This is a genomic window from Agromyces sp. Soil535 (assembly GCF_001428255.1).
In the GTDB taxonomy this organism is placed as follows: domain Bacteria; phylum Actinomycetota; class Actinomycetes; order Actinomycetales; family Microbacteriaceae; genus Agromyces.
On the sequence record NZ_LMRW01000015.1, the window covers coordinates 13,001 to 26,285 of the forward strand.

Here is a 13,285-nt window from a genome sequence, read left to right on the forward strand (position 1 = left end):
GCGTTTGCTTGATTAGCGCACCTCAAACGGATTCGGGCGCCTCAGCCGGCTCGGCCGAACCCAGGTACCGCTCCCCCGCGAGCATCACACCCAGCGTGACCACTACGAGTGCGAGCGATGCAAGGGCGGGCAACCACTGGGCGACGAACGCCAACCCGAGCAGCACGGCGCCAGCGCCGATTCGGACCGCGGGCCACGTCCGCACCTCTCGATGCCAGACGAAGGCTGAGGCGAGCAGATACGTCGCTGCCCCGGCGAACAGACAGAGAGCCCAGAACAGCCCGAGCGTATCGGATTCAGGATGAGCGACCACGGCTTCGACTCCGGCAGCGGTGATGATGATGCCCGCGATGAGCGGAAGGTGCAGGTAGGTGTACGCCTCCATGCCCATGCGAGATCGACGCGCGCCGCGGGTAGCCGCGAGTGCTCGTCCGGTCGCCGAGTAGAGACGTCCGAAGTAGGCCCACCACAATGCGACCGACAGCACGAAAGCAAGCACGACGGCGCCCACCAAGAGGGGTGAAAGGGTCGAGTTTTGGGTGCTTGTACCGATTGCGACAACCGACTCGCCCAGTGCGAGGATCACGACGAGCGCATGCCGTTCAGTGAAGTGCCCAGCCGAATGGATCCGCCAGTTCCCTCGAACGGACGTGGCGTAGATGATCAGCGCGTCGAGGATGAATGCTCCCGCCCACATGATCGTCTGTGCCACACCCCCGACGAGCGCGCCGGTGACCAGGAGCGCGGTCGATGGCAGGGTGGCGCTCACCATCGACCTGATGACCTGCCGGCGCAGCGCCGTGTCGTCACCGGCGGCCGCGATGTAGGTGACGCCGAGGATGACCCGTACCACGAAGAATCCTGCGGCGATAACGAGGGCCGCTTCGTTGATACCTGGAGTTTCGGAGTATGCGTCGCCGATGGAGAGGGACATGACCAGGACGACCGCCATCGTCGTGAGCAGCCCCGCGCGGGCGAACCCGATATCGGCGCGCGTCTGGTTCGCGAACCAGCCGGCGTTCGACCAGGTCCACCAGAGCAGGCCGAGCATGACGAGCGCCTGTAGCACGCCGACCTCGGTTGACGTGTGAATGATGATCCCGCTGACCTGGGTGAATGCGTAGACGTAGACGACGTCGAAGAAGAGCTCGAGCATCGTCGGGCGGTGGGCGTCGTCCGTGCGGACGGGGCGCCAGAACGGTCGAAGCCGGGGCGTTGCTACCGCCATGGGTGCACCTCGCAGCCTGAGCAACTCAGTTCTGTCCGAGTAGCCCGACGACCAAGCCTCGGGATGCTACGGCTCAAGATGCGGGTCGGCACGTGGTCGAAGAGCCGATTCGTCACCTTGGACTGGCCTCGACCGTTGGGGCGTTGAGGCGATGGAACTCGTCGTCGCTCAGGTGAATGGTCGCAGCTGCGATGTTGTCGCGGACGCGCGCCTGCGAGGACGTCCCCGGGATCGGGATCATGGTCGGGGACCTTCGGAGCAGCCAAGCGAGGGCGATCTGCTACGGCAGCGCCTGGTGCCGGCGGGCGATGTCGGCGTCCGCCCACTTCGGAACACGGCCACCCGGACGTCGGCATCCTCCTCGAGAATTCCGACCACCTCGTCGAGCCCGCCGAAAGTGTCATCGTCGAGCAGGTTGAACGGTGGATTCCGGTACACGAGTTCCAGGGGCCCGGGTGACGGCCTGGTGGCCGTGAACCTGGTCATGTCTGCTGGCCCGACCCCGCAGCCGCCTGGAGGCCTGCGATTTCGGCACGAGCGGCGGTCACGAGCTCTTCGTTGGTGTGGGCGTGTCCTTTGAGCCCCCATCCGCCGGGCGGGGCTTCGGTGAGGAGCACCCAGGTGCGGTCGCGCAGGCCAGGATTCGCGGATGCCTCGACGACGAGGTCGGTGAGTTGGGCGACGACGGCGAGCTGCTTGTCGCGGTCGAGCGCTCCGGCGTTGGTGAGGACCTGCACGCGTACGTGGTCGCTGCCACCGTCCACGTCGGAGATGCCGGCAGCGGGCAGCTCGTGGACGAAGGCCGCTGTGTTCTGTCGGAACATCGGGATGTCGGGTACTTGCTCAACGGTCTTGACGGTCGCCGCCGCATCCGCCGCCAGCTTGTGCGGGTCAGCGAAGGTACCGGACGGCGCGTAGATATCGATCATGGGCATGGGAGGAGCTCCTTCTTCTGATGACTTCGCTGCCCGTCAGTATGAACTATGACGATTGGCATAATCAAGAGCCCTCCGCCAACAGCGAACCTGCCCGCTATGATTAGGAGCCGAAACATAGAGTTGGTGGTGAGGGGAGGCTGACCATGGCTCGAGACACACGCCGACAGATGATCGAAGGGGCGATGGAGCTCCTCGCCACCAAGGGGCTGCAGGGCACGTCCTTGGGCGATGTCGTCGAAGCGACGGGCGCCCCGAGAGGCTCGATCTACCACCACTTCCCCGCTGGGAAGGACGAGTTGATCGCTGCCGCCGTCGACGCGACCGGGCAGAAGTACCTCGAGTGGATGGATACCTTCGTCGGCGCCTCCCCCGAGATGATCACTGGCGGATTCCTGCAGTTCTGGCGGCACACGTTGATCCGCTCCGACATGAAGGCGGGCTGCCCGGTCCTCGCGGTGACCGTGTCCTCCGATGACGAGCAGCTCATCGATCATGCCCGTGCGGTCTTCCGAGACTCGCGCGCGAAGATCGCCGAACTCCTCACTGAAGCGGGAGTCCCTGCAGCCACAGCTGAGTCATTCGCGACCATCGCGGTCGCCTCCGCGGAAGGCGCCGTAGTCCTTGCCCGAGCCGAACGCAGCATTGAACCGTTCGACGTCGTCGCCGCCAGCCTCACCGAGCAAGCGCGGCAACTCTTGAAATAGTCTCCGCGCGGCCCACGCTCCCGGATGAAGAGTCCACGAGCTATGCCGGTCCACATGGAATGTCGGCCATGAGCGCTGACCCTGGCGGGTCGCCGCAGATCCCGGTTCGGATTCTCGAGAGCACGGCCCCACCGTCAGGCGTGGGGTGCGCGACTGCGACGCGCTCGAGGGTTGGTGGTTCCATCTCCGACGATGCGTCGGATGCGGCCACATCGGATGCTGCGATGACTCGCTCGTCCGGCACGCTCGCAGCCACTTCGAGACCATGGGTCATCGCTAAATGCGTAGCTTCGAACAGGAGAGACCTGGTTCTCGGACTTCGCCGAGGAACGAGCTGGCTTCGGCGGCCCGCTCCCCCACACCGCTGAACGGCGGTTCGGGCCTGGCGCTCGGCAACCCGACGACCCCACCTCGGCATTGGAGGCCAATCACCCATCGACCGCATAAACAACGGTCTTAGACCCGACATCTAGACCACTGGCGTCGGCCAGCCGCAGCCCCGAGTATCGCCCCTGCTCCCCCGGAATTGCACGGAACGACAAGCTCGTTGCTGCGCATTCCGAATACACCCGGTTCGCACCGGTTTGTCCCGTTTAAGTCCCTCGCCACAGATCGACGCCGCCTCGAGGTACAGAAAAGTCCCGGCGAGAAACAATCTCTCACCGGGACTTTTACGTTCGGTCGGGCTGACAGGATTTGAACCTGCGACCCCTTGACCCCCAGTCAAGTGCGCTACCAAGCTGCGCCACAGCCCGATGCCATCCGATTCCTCGGAAGGCAACTCGACCATCATAGCGGCATCCGGTGGCGTGCTCGTGCACGAGTGGGGAGGCAGGCGACAGCGGATGCACCGACGACGCATACCCGACGCATAGCCTTCGGGAATAGGCTCGGCAGTACACAACCGCGGTCGAACGTCGAACCGCTGCGCGCTCCGCGCGAACCGATCCCCCGGAGGAACCCTTGCCGAACACCACCACCCGCCGCCTCGCCCTGAACTTCCCGCTGCTGGTCTTGTGGGTCGCCTCGGTCGGGGTCGGAGTGCTCGGGTACTTCCAGCTCCAGGGCGGCAACTCAGCGCAGGCCGACTTCTACAACACCCAAGGCTCCGACTACCTGCAGTTCCTCAACCTGCAGACGCAGAGCACGATCGGCGGGATGCTGCTCATCGCCGGCATCGTCGGCGTGTTCCTCGCGCTCGCGATCCACGGGCGCAACCGCGCCGCCGCGATCCTGGCCGAGAACGCCGCGCTGGCCGCGGCCCCCGTGACCGACGACCTCTACGAGGAGTTCGACGACCTCGACGAGGCCGATGAGTCCGGCGAGACGGCTGCCACGGATGTCGCGGCCGATGGCGAGCCGGCCGATGCCGCGTCCCCGGCCGCCGAGCCCGAGCCGGCGGACGCCTCCGCCGACGCTGAGCCCGAGACCGCCCCCGAGACGCCCGAGGGCGACGAAGCCCAGCCGCGCGCCTGACCCGACGTCCGGATACGCGGGCACTCTTGGGTGGTCCCGCGGGCGCTCAGAGGTATTCGCGCACCTCGTCCATGAACGCCCGCGGGTCGTCGACCCAGATGCGCAGGCCGGTGATCGTCTGGGAGCCGCCGCGCGGGCTGCGCCCGGGCAGGTGCACGATCGTCGGACGTTCGAGCTCGATCTCGATGTCGGTCTCGTCCTGCATACGGAACACGAGCGTGCGCCCGGCATCCGTCTCCTCGAACCGTGGCGATCTCGGCTCGTCGACCCGCTTCACCCGCGCGACCGAGGCGACATCGTCCCAACTGAGCGGGATTTCGATCTCGAGGCCCTGACGCACGCGGATGCCGTCGGGGCCGACGGTGTGCGGCCGCATGAGGAAGGCGCTGAGGAATCCGAGCATCCAGGTCACGCCCCAGATGCCGAGGATGAGGAAGGCGATTGGCACCGCGGGCCACCGGTGCACGATGAGGTCGACGATCGGGATCTCGACCGCCGAGAGCACGATGAAGATCATCAGCACGGTGAGCACCGGCTTGTGGTAGCCGAATCCGGCTGCACCGTGCGGGATCGCCGGGCGCCGCGCGATGAATCGCGCGATGTTCGCGTAGATGCGCACCTCGAGCATCAGTGCGCGCTTCAGGAACCCGGCGGCGCGCTGCCAGACGGATGCCTCGCGCCGACTCTCGGTCGCGACACTCATGTTCCGGCCTCGAGACGGTCGGCGCGGCCTGCCTCGTCGGCGACGACGAGTTCGCGGAACCGGGCGGCGATCGCGTCGATGCCACGCTCGAGCGCGGGCCGGTCGGCCGGGTCGACGGCGCCGAGGAGGTCGGCGGTGAGCTCGGCGTGCTCGCGCTGCATTCCGGTCATCATGCGCCGAGCGGATGCCGCGAGCGACACGATGGTCGCCCGGCGATCGCTCGGGTGCGGCGACCGTGTGACGTAGCCGCCGGACTCGAGCGCGTCGACGAGCCCCGTGATGTTGCGAGGGCTCACCTCGAGGCGTGCGGCGAGGGCGTGCTGCGTCGACGGACCGCTGTGCTGCAGTTCCCAGAGCAACCGGATGCGCGCTGGCGTGAGCGGCGTACCGTCGAAAGCCCGGGCCATGTCCTTCTGGAACAGGTCGCTGATCTCGAGCAGGCGGTCGAGCACGGTGATCTCGGGAGGCATATCATGATGCTACTACATCGTTACCTTACTTCACGATCCGCACCATCCGGCGCCGGGTTCCGCTGACGTTCTAGGCTGACCGCATGCCCAAGGCGAAGCCCGGCCCCATCGTCGCATTCTTCCGTCGCGCACCCGTCGTGCTGTACCGCGCGCACCTCGGCTGGATCCTCGGCGGCCACTTCCTCATGCTCACGACGACCGGCCGGAAGTCCGGCCGCACCCGTCGGACAGTGCTCGAAGTCGTGCGCCGCGCGGACCGTCCCATGGGCGGTCTCCCGACCCTCTGGGTCGTCGCAAGCCGAGGCCGCCACACGGACTGGTATGCGAACGCCGTCGCCGGCGGCTCCACCGGCGTCATCTGGAAGTCCCATGCGTTCACCCCGCGCCTGCACGCGCTCGACACCGCGGAGCGCGCCGAGCTGCTCGCCGACTATCGGCGTCGGCACCCGCGCGCCGCCGCGATGCTCGGCACGGCCGTGCTCGGCGGCGACTTCACCGCCGAGCCCGAGGACCTGCGGCGCCTGGCCACCGAGTTGCGCGCGCTGCGACTCGAACTACCCGGAGCGGATGTCGGCACCGCACGCTAGCGTGGCAGCATGCATGCAGCCGCGACCGACGGCACGCACAGGAGCGAGTTGCGCGTCGTGCCCGCGAACCAGGTGCCCTTCGCCGATGTCGCCGCAGTCTTCGGCACCAAGGGCGACCCGGCGCACTGCTGGTGCCAGTGGTACAAGATCCCGGGCAGCGACTGGCGGTCGATCGGCGACGACGGGCTGCGCGACCGCCTGGCGGTCCAGCTCGAGGCCGACGGCGCCGGGCCGGGGCTCCTGGCGTACGACGGCGACACCCCGGTCGGCTGGTGCGCCGTCGAACCGCGGCGGAACCTCGTGCGGCTCCCCCGCAGCCGCATCGTCGCGGACAGCACGCCCGATCCCGACTTCGAGGACCCCACGATCTGGTCGGTCACGTGCTTCGTCGTGCCGCGGGCCCACCGGAAGCGAGGCGTCGGCCGCGCCCTCGCCGACGCCGCCGTGGAGCATGCCCGCACCCACGGGGCACGCCTCCTCGAGGCCTACGCCATCGATCCGGCCGCTCGATCGGGGGCGCCCGCTGCCGAGCTGTTCCATGGCACCGTGACCATGTTCGAGAACGCGGGCTTCACCGAGGTCGCCCGCCCGAAGGCCGATCGCGCCATCATGCAGCGTCGCCTGCGCGACTGACGCGCTCCTGCGCCACGAGGCCTGTGAGCGCGAGATCGGCCGATGCCGCGGAACACCCCGCGCCGTGGCGGCTCGTTGCGAAAGCCTCTCGAGGCCTCAGCGCGACGCCCACGCCTTCGCCGCCCGACGCAACTCATGCTTGACCGCTGCGAGCCCGTGCACTCGCGCCGCCGCGCGCCGGTCGGCGGCCTCGGCCAACCGCACGAGCACCTCGACGGGCTCGCCCTGGTGCGCAGCGTGCGCGGCCGATCGCCGCACGTGCTCGGCGAAGAGCACCTCGTCGCGGTGGTCGCCGAGCGCATCGTGCAGATCCTCGCCGGCCTCGGCGAGTGCCTGTGCGTGCTCGTCGAAGAGTTCCACCGGGTCCGTCGTGACCGCCTCGGCTGCGTATCGCAGGCGACGCCCTGCCTTGCGCACCGCGTGCAGCTTCTCGGGGTCGGCGGATGCCCCGACCCGCGCGGCACTCTCGGCCGTGCGTCGTGCCTCCCGATCGAGGAGATCGCCGAGCACCTCGTCGGCGCGCCCGGCGGCGAGTGGCGTAACGGGCGGTGAGTCGAGGAACTCGGCGAGCATCGCGCGCCGGGCGGATGCTCGCGGCATCCGCTGGCGTTGCACGAAGCGCGCGTGCGCGAGGCGGTGCGTCTCGAGCTCCGCGTCGATGAGGCGTGCACGCGCCGCCGCGAGCGCGGCCGGTGGCGCGTCGTCGAGCTCCTCCAGCGCCCGCTCGGCGACCTGCACGCGCACCTCGATGTCGCGCACGGTCCCGAGTTCGTTTCCGACCTCGCGATACCGTTGCCGGAGCCCATGGACGATGGAGGCGTCGAACAGGGGCCGGTAGGCGGCGAGCACACTGCGCAGGCGCCGCACATGCGTGCGGAGCTGATGCACGGCGTCGGGCTCATCGGCGACCGCGGCCGGCTCGAGGACATCGAGCCGCTCGGCGATCGCCCGCAGCGCGCGGACGATCGCGGCGCCGGCGTCGAGGTCGGCGAGGTCGGCGCCGGCTTGGGCGGATCCGCTCGTCACAGGGTGAACCTTCGTTCCTCGCCGCTGCCGAGCTCGAACTCGACTCCCTCGACCACGAGCCGGATGGCGTTCGCGCGCCCCTCGGCGGAGACGATGCGCAGTTCCGACTGGGAGAGCGTCACGCTCAGGGCCTGGTCGCGGTAGACGAGGTGGAAGTGTATCGAGTCGATCTCGACCGGCATGCGCGGGTGAAACCAGAGCCGGTCGTCGCGCATCTCGATGCCGGCGTAGCACCGGGTCACCATGTCGACCGACCCGGCCATCGCGGCGATGTGCACACCCTCGCGGGTCGTCCCCTGCTGGATGTCGCCGAGGTCGCTCGCGAGCGTGCGCTGGAGGAACTCCCACGACCGCTCGCGGTCGAGCCTCGCTTCGAGCCAGGAGTGCACGACGTTCGAGAGCGTCGACCCGTACGTGGAGGTGACCGAGTAGCGCTCGACGGTCCGCACGATCGCCTCGGGTGGGAGATCGTATCCCATGTCGGCGAGGAGTTCCCGGAGCTCCTCCGCGGAGAGCAGGTAGAGCAGCATGAGCGCGTCCGGCTGCTTCGAGACCTGGTAGCGATTGGTGGTGTCGTGTTCGGCGTTCAGGATGAGATCGAGCCGGCCGATCGATCCGAAGCGCCGACGGTACTCGTCGAGGTCGATCGGCTCGAGGCGTTCGTACCCCTCGAACTGCGAGAGCGACCCGTCTTGGTTGAAGACGACGGTGAGCCGGCGTGCGATCCGGTCCCACTCGTCGAGTTCACCGGGTGCGATGCCGAGGCGCCGCCATGCGAGCCGGCCCGGATGCCGCCCCAGCGCGTCGACCGTCGCGATCGCACGCCGGAGCACCCACGCGGTCATGACGTTCGTGTAGACGTTGTCCGTGACGCCCTCGCCGGGACGATCGAGGTACCCGTCGTGGAACTCGTCGGGGCCCATGACATGGTCGATCGAGTAGCGATCGCGCACGGGGTCGTAGACGGCGAGCGACGCGAAGAACCTCGCGACGCCGACAATGAGGTCAGCGCCCTCCTGGAGAAGGAACTGGGTGTCGCCCGTCGACTCGTAGTATTGCCACGCGCTGAACGCGACGCCGAGCCCGACGTGCCGCTGCAGGCGCGAGTTGTCGGGAATCCACTCACCGCTCAGCGGATTGAGGAGCCGGCGCGGCGTGACGTCGTCGCCCGCGATGCCGCTCTGCCACGGGAACATCGCGCCGCTCCGGCCGATGCGCGCGGCGGCGGCCTCCGCCGCGCCGAGCCGTCGGTGCCGGTATGCGAGAAGGGCAGGCGCGAGACTCGGCCGCCGCATGGTGATGAACGGGTAGACGAAGATCTCGTCCCAGAACACGTGGCCGTCGTACGCCTCGCCGTGGAGTCCCCGCGCCGGGATGCCGGCGTCGAGGTCGGTGTCGACGGCATTGAGGGTCTGCAACACGTGGAAGGCGTTGAAGTGCAGTGCGAGCGCCTCCTTGCCGGCTGGCCGAAGTTCGACGGCGAACTCCGTCCAGAGGCGTTCCCACGCGTCCTCGTGCGTCCGGTACAGGTCGTCGAAGGACCCGGCACGCTCGACGCCCTGCTCGGCGGCTTCGACCGGAGAGCGCACGGCGCGGTCCCGCGAGGTGCTCACGCACACGACCTTCTCGATCGTGAGGGGCTCGCCGGGCGCGGGCTCGACCGTGAACTCCTGGGCGACGGCACCGCCCTCATGGGAGCGGAACTCGCGCTCGGGGTCGGCCCGCGCATCCCCGACCCTGACGGTCGTGCGGGCGGCCGTCGCGATGCGGATGCCGGACCGGTGCGTCTGGACCTCGAGGAGCACGGTGTCGGGTGCGCTCTCGCGGAGCTCCGTGGGCCGGAGATGCCGGTGGATGCGCGGCGTGTGGCTCGGGACGTTCGTGTTCGACACACGACCATCGATCCCGGACCGCACGGTGACCCGCCCCGACCAGTTCACCGGCAGGATGGACACTCGCATGGCCGCGATCCGGGAGTATGCCTGGGACACGAACCTGCGGCTGCGCACCGTCGTCACCCTGCCCCCGTCGTGGCGGAACGTCACCCCGCGGCTCAGGATGCCATGCCGCACGTCGAGTTCCTGCCCGAAGTCCAGCAGGTCGGCGTCGTCGAGCGCGTCGAGACCGAACCAGTCGCCGCCGTCGAGCCGGAATCGCACGGGCAGCCAATTCGGCGCGTTGACCATCTCCTCATCGGGCGCGGGCTCTCCCCCGACGTGCCAGGTGACCACGTCGTAGACGCCCGCGAAGTAGGTGCCCGGGTAGTGCACCTCGTCGGCGATCGACTCCTCGGCCGCGCCGCGTGTGCCCCAGTACCCGTTCGCGAGGGTGCAGAGCGACTCGCGCGTGCCCTCGTGGGACGGAAGGTAGTCGTCGAACGACACCGCCCAACTGTCCATGTCTCCGGGAGCGTCGACCGGATGTGCGGCGCTGCAGAGGCGTTCACCGAGAACGGTCGGGACGGCCATGACCCAACGCTACGCCGTGGCATCCGCTCGGCGCGCCCACCGCGCGCAATGGATGGCTATCCGGCGTCCTCGATACGCACGCGCTTGATCCGCGACGCCTCGCCCCGGAGAATCGTCACCTTCGACCGGGCGACGCCGAAATGCGCCGCGAGCGCCGCGATGACACCGGCGTTGGCGGCACCGTCCACGGCGCGCTCGCGCACGTACACGGTGACGGATGCAGCGGGGTCGTCCATCGTCTCCTCGACGAGAGGTCCCTTGCGGCTGCCGGGCTTCACCCGGACGGTCAGGTCCATCGACGCGCACCTCCAAGTCGAATCGGCCGCATGATCAGTCCCGGGGCTCGCAGATGACGAGCGGAATCTCCCGTGTCGTCCGGCGCTGGTAGGCGGCGTATCCGCGATACGCGGAGACGACCTTCGGCCAGAGCTCGGCGCGTTCCCCGGCGTCGGCGGCCCTCGCGGTCATCGGCCGCGTCACTCTCTGGACCGTGAGTTCGACCGACGGATTCGCGATGAGGTTGTGGTACCAGGCGGGATCACGGTCGTCTCCGCCCCTCGACGCGACGAGCACGACGCGTTCGGCATCGACTACGGGAGCCGACAACACGACCGTGCGAGGTCGACCGGTGCGCCGGCCGGTCGTTCGGAGCTCGACGATCGGCATCCCGCCGACCGCGGCGCCAAGGCGCCATCGGCTCAGGGTGAGGAGCGCGGCATGCGAGCGCGACAGCCCACGGAACCCGAGGTCCGCGAACCGTCCGCGTCGCGTCATCCGGAGCCTCCGCCCGCGCTACCGCTGACGCCGCTCGCGCACGCGCATGTTGATGACGATCGGGGAGCCCTCGAAGCCGTAGATCTCGCGCAGGCGCCGCTGGATGAACCGGCGGTAGCCCGGGTCGAGGAACCCGGTCGTGAACAGCACGAATGTGGGCGGGCGGCTCGCCGCCTGCGTGCCGAACAGGATGCGTGGCTGCTTGCCACCGCGCACCGGGTGCGGGTGCTCCTGCGTGAGCTCGGTGAGGAACGCGTTGAACTTTCCGGTGGCGATGCGGGTGTCCCACGACTCGAGCGCCGTCTCGAGGGCGGGCACCAGCTTCTCGAGATGCCGGCCGGTCTTCGCCGAGATGTTCACGCGCGGCGCCCAGGCGACGTGGTGCAGGTCCTGATCGATCTCGCGCTCGAGGTACCGGCGGCGGTCGTCGTCGAGGAGGTCCCACTTGTTGTACGCCAGCACGAGCGCGCGGCCCGACTCGAGCACGAGGTCGATGATGCGCACGTCCTGCTCGGAGATCGGCTGCGAGACGTCCAGCAGCACGACGGCGACCTCGGCCTTCTCGAGCGCGGCCTGCGTGCGCAGTGAGGCGTAGAAGTCGGCGCCCTGCTGCAGGTGCACGCGACGACGGATGCCGGCGGTGTCGACGAATCGCCACACCTTGCCGCCGAGCTCGATCTGCTCGTCGACGGGGTCGCGGGTGGTGCCCGCGAGCTCGTTCACCACGACGCGCTCTTCACCGGCGGCCTTGTTGAGCAGGCTCGACTTGCCGACGTTCGGACGTCCGAGGATCGCGACGCGACGCGGGCCGCCGAACTCGTCCTTCGCCACGGCTGAGACCTGCGGCAGGACCTTGAAGACCTCCTCGAGCATGTCGGCGACGCCACGACCGTGCAGCGCCGAGACGGGGTACGGTTCGCCGAGTCCGAGGTTCCAGAGCACCGCGGCCTCAGGCTCCTGTCGCGCATCGTCGACCTTGTTGGCCACGAGGAACACGGGCTTCCTCGCCTTGCGGAGGAGGCGCACCACGTGCTCGTCGGTGGACGTGGCGCCGACGATCGCGTCCACGACGAACAGCACCACGTCGGACAGGTCGATCGCGACCTCGGCCTGGGCGGCGACCGAGGCGTCGATGCCCTTCGCGTCGGGCTCCCACCCGCCGGTGTCGACGAGCGTGAAGCGCCGATCGAGGTAGTCACCCTTGTACGCGACGCGGTCGCGTGTCACGCCGGGGGTGTCCTCGACGACGGCCTCGCGTCGGCCGAGGATGCGGTTCACGAGCGCCGACTTGCCGACGTTCGGCCGCCCGACGATCGCGATCACCGGCAGCGCCGGCAGGTAGCGGATGGCCTCCGTGCCCTCCTCGGAGATCTCGAGCACCTCGAGGTCGTCCTCGTCGAGCTCGTAGTCGGAGAGCCCCGACCGCAGGGCGGCTGCACGCTGCTCGGCGAGGTCCTCGTCGACGTCGGCGAGCCGCTCGGCGAGGCCGTCATCGACGACTGATTCGTCGTCGTACTCGTCGCGCTGGTCGGTCATGGTGTCTCCTCTGAAGTCTGGATGCGCCGGGCTCGCGCACGTCGCGGCGCTAGCGCACCGCCTCGGGCTGCGCAGCCCGGATCACGCCGATCACGGCATCGACGGTCTGCTCGAAGTCGAGCTCCGTGGAATCCACCGTGGTCACGCCCTCGGCGGCGGTCATGAAGTCGACGACCTTCGAGTCCGCCGCATCGCGCCGATGGAGTTGCTCGCCCGCGGCAAGCGCCTGATCGCCCACGAGCTCCGCGGAGCGCCTCGCTATTCTAACCTCCTCGGCGGCGGTCAGCAGGATCCGCACCGGCGCATCGGGCGTCACGACCGTCGTGATGTCGCGTCCCTCGACCACGATCCCCGGCGCCTGCTCGGCGGCGATGATGCCGCGGAACAGCTCGATGAGGTGCGCACGCACCGCGGGCACGCGCGCGACACGGCTGACCACGGCCGAGATCCAGGGGTCGCGTATGGCGATGGTCACGTCGACGTCGCCCACGTGCACGGCGTATCCGGACGGGTCGGTGCCGATGCGGTACGCGAAGCTCTCCAGGCACGAGACGACGGATGCCGCGTCATCCGTGTCGACTCCGGATGCCTCCGCGTGCCACGCGAGCGCGCGATACGCGGCACCCGTGTCGAGGAACCCGTACCCGAGCCGCCGAGCGACCTCCTTCGAGACGCTCGACTTTCCGCTGCCGGCGGGGCCGTCGACGGCGACGACCAAGGGGAAGACGGGTGGGTGGGTCAC

Annotated in this window: 16 protein-coding genes and 1 tRNA gene; 5 read left to right on the forward strand and 12 right to left on the reverse strand. The window is 69.0% G+C overall.

The features are described 5' to 3' along the window. Positions 1–22: 22 nt before the first annotated feature. The 3 genes from ASG80_RS12640 to ASG80_RS12645 all read right to left on the reverse strand — a co-directional run bounded on the left by ASG80_RS12640 (position 23) and on the right by ASG80_RS12645 (position 2,163). The gene (locus ASG80_RS12640) at positions 23–1,228 is read right to left on the reverse strand and encodes a low temperature requirement protein A (protein WP_082590284.1); all 1,206 of its coding nucleotides are present in this window, start codon (positions 1,226–1,228) and stop codon (positions 23–25) included. Between the two features lie 112 nt (positions 1,229–1,340). Then, positions 1,341–1,505: an aldo/keto reductase gene (locus tag ASG80_RS22985; RefSeq protein ID WP_255355596.1), complete on the reverse strand. Its 165-nt coding sequence runs from the start codon at positions 1,503–1,505 to the stop codon at positions 1,341–1,343. Positions 1,506–1,710: 205 nt separating this feature from the next. After that, positions 1,711–2,163 (reverse strand): tautomerase family protein, encoded by a 453-nt coding sequence (locus ASG80_RS12645; RefSeq protein ID WP_056731240.1) that lies wholly within the window; start codon positions 2,161–2,163, stop codon positions 1,711–1,713. A gap of 185 nt (positions 2,164–2,348) precedes the next feature. Here ASG80_RS12645 and ASG80_RS12650 point away from each other — a divergent pair, with 185 nt between their 5' ends. Together ASG80_RS12650 and ASG80_RS24475 are read left to right on the forward strand one after the other, a co-directional pair. Further along, the gene (locus ASG80_RS12650; protein ID WP_200952559.1) at positions 2,349–2,870 is read left to right on the forward strand and encodes a TetR/AcrR family transcriptional regulator; all 522 of its coding nucleotides are present in this window, start codon (positions 2,349–2,351) and stop codon (positions 2,868–2,870) included. Positions 2,871–3,015: 145 nt separating this feature from the next. After that, positions 3,016–3,150, forward strand: a complete 135-nt coding sequence (locus ASG80_RS24475) for a UBP-type zinc finger domain-containing protein (RefSeq protein ID WP_235508307.1) — start codon at positions 3,016–3,018, stop codon at positions 3,148–3,150. A 401-nt stretch (positions 3,151–3,551) separates the two neighbouring features. Here ASG80_RS24475 and ASG80_RS12655 read toward each other — a convergent pair. Then, a tRNA-Pro gene (locus ASG80_RS12655) sits at positions 3,552–3,625 on the reverse strand. 208 nt (positions 3,626–3,833) lie between these two features. Here ASG80_RS12655 and ASG80_RS12660 point away from each other — a divergent pair. Next, positions 3,834–4,346: a hypothetical protein gene (locus ASG80_RS12660; protein ID WP_056731244.1), complete on the forward strand. Its 513-nt coding sequence runs from the start codon at positions 3,834–3,836 to the stop codon at positions 4,344–4,346. Positions 4,347–4,392: 46 nt separating this feature from the next. On the opposite strand, the gene ASG80_RS12665 is transcribed toward ASG80_RS12660, so the two are convergent. Both ASG80_RS12665 and ASG80_RS12670 read right to left on the reverse strand, forming a co-directional pair. Beyond that, a complete protein-coding gene (locus ASG80_RS12665) occupies positions 4,393–5,049 on the reverse strand; it encodes a hypothetical protein (protein ID WP_082590286.1) in 657 nt (218 codons plus the stop codon). Continuing rightward, entirely contained in the window at positions 5,046–5,519 is a 474-nt protein-coding gene (locus ASG80_RS12670) for a MarR family winged helix-turn-helix transcriptional regulator (protein WP_056731247.1), read from the reverse strand. The genes ASG80_RS12665 and ASG80_RS12670 overlap by 4 nt, the downstream gene beginning before the upstream one ends. An 83-nt stretch (positions 5,520–5,602) precedes the next feature. Between ASG80_RS12670 and ASG80_RS12675 the strand changes: the two genes are divergently transcribed. Next, positions 5,603–6,106 (forward strand): nitroreductase family deazaflavin-dependent oxidoreductase, encoded by a 504-nt coding sequence (locus tag ASG80_RS12675; RefSeq protein WP_056731248.1) that lies wholly within the window; start codon positions 5,603–5,605, stop codon positions 6,104–6,106. 9 nt (positions 6,107–6,115) lie between these two features. Beyond that, positions 6,116–6,739 carry a GNAT family N-acetyltransferase gene (locus ASG80_RS12680; RefSeq protein WP_082590288.1) on the forward strand — a complete coding sequence of 208 codons (624 nt, stop codon included), beginning with the start codon at positions 6,116–6,118 and terminating at the stop codon, positions 6,737–6,739. Positions 6,740–6,835: 96 nt separating this feature from the next. On the opposite strand, the gene ASG80_RS12685 is transcribed toward ASG80_RS12680, so the two are convergent. From ASG80_RS12685 to cmk, 6 genes are read right to left on the reverse strand one after another with little or no spacing between them, the layout of a single operon-like run. Continuing rightward, on the reverse strand, positions 6,836–7,765 hold the full coding sequence (locus ASG80_RS12685; RefSeq protein WP_056731250.1) for a CHAD domain-containing protein: 930 nt from the start codon (positions 7,763–7,765) through the stop codon (positions 6,836–6,838). Further along, positions 7,762–10,233: a glycoside hydrolase family 65 protein gene (locus tag ASG80_RS12690; RefSeq protein ID WP_056731253.1), complete on the reverse strand. Its 2,472-nt coding sequence runs from the start codon at positions 10,231–10,233 to the stop codon at positions 7,762–7,764. The genes ASG80_RS12685 and ASG80_RS12690 overlap by 4 nt, the downstream gene beginning before the upstream one ends. Positions 10,234–10,289: 56 nt before the next feature. Further along, entirely contained in the window at positions 10,290–10,529 is a 240-nt protein-coding gene (locus tag ASG80_RS12695) for a DUF167 domain-containing protein (RefSeq protein ID WP_056731255.1), read from the reverse strand. Between the two features lie 34 nt (positions 10,530–10,563). Continuing rightward, complete coding sequence (locus ASG80_RS12700) at positions 10,564–11,007, reverse strand: nitroreductase/quinone reductase family protein (RefSeq protein WP_056731257.1); 444 nt, start codon at positions 11,005–11,007, stop codon at positions 10,564–10,566. An 18-nt stretch (positions 11,008–11,025) separates the two neighbouring features. Further along, positions 11,026–12,543 (reverse strand): ribosome biogenesis GTPase Der, encoded by a 1,518-nt coding sequence (gene der / locus ASG80_RS12705; RefSeq protein WP_056731259.1) that lies wholly within the window; start codon positions 12,541–12,543, stop codon positions 11,026–11,028. A 49-nt stretch (positions 12,544–12,592) separates the two neighbouring features. Beyond that, positions 12,593–13,285: a (d)CMP kinase gene (gene cmk / locus ASG80_RS12710; RefSeq protein WP_056731261.1), complete on the reverse strand. Its 693-nt coding sequence runs from the start codon at positions 13,283–13,285 to the stop codon at positions 12,593–12,595.

Excerpts from the sequence above, each read along its gene's own strand:
- ASG80_RS12650 (WP_200952559.1), top strand. The coding sequence starts at position 2,349 with ATGGAGCTCCTCGCCACCAAGGGGCTGCAGGGCACGTCCTTGGGCGAT.
- ASG80_RS12645 (WP_056731240.1), bottom strand. The coding sequence starts at position 2,163 with ATGCCCATGATCGATATCTACGCGCCGTCCGGTACCTTCGCTGACCCG.
- ASG80_RS12675 (WP_056731248.1), top strand. The coding sequence starts at position 5,603 with ATGCCCAAGGCGAAGCCCGGCCCCATCGTCGCATTCTTCCGTCGCGCA.
- ASG80_RS12680 (WP_082590288.1), top strand. The coding sequence starts at position 6,116 with ATGCATGCAGCCGCGACCGACGGCACGCACAGGAGCGAGTTGCGCGTC.
- ASG80_RS12690 (WP_056731253.1), bottom strand. The coding sequence starts at position 10,233 with ATGGCCGTCCCGACCGTTCTCGGTGAACGCCTCTGCAGCGCCGCACAT.
- ASG80_RS12665 (WP_082590286.1), bottom strand. The coding sequence starts at position 5,049 with ATGAGTGTCGCGACCGAGAGTCGGCGCGAGGCATCCGTCTGGCAGCGC.
- ASG80_RS12640 (WP_082590284.1), bottom strand. The coding sequence starts at position 1,228 with ATGGCGGTAGCAACGCCCCGGCTTCGACCGTTCTGGCGCCCCGTCCGC.
- ASG80_RS12700 (WP_056731257.1), bottom strand. The coding sequence starts at position 11,007 with ATGACGCGACGCGGACGGTTCGCGGACCTCGGGTTCCGTGGGCTGTCG.
- ASG80_RS12670 (WP_056731247.1), bottom strand. The coding sequence starts at position 5,519 with ATGCCTCCCGAGATCACCGTGCTCGACCGCCTGCTCGAGATCAGCGAC.
- ASG80_RS12695 (WP_056731255.1), bottom strand. The coding sequence starts at position 10,529 with ATGGACCTGACCGTCCGGGTGAAGCCCGGCAGCCGCAAGGGACCTCTC.
- der (WP_056731259.1), bottom strand. The coding sequence starts at position 12,543 with ATGACCGACCAGCGCGACGAGTACGACGACGAATCAGTCGTCGATGAC.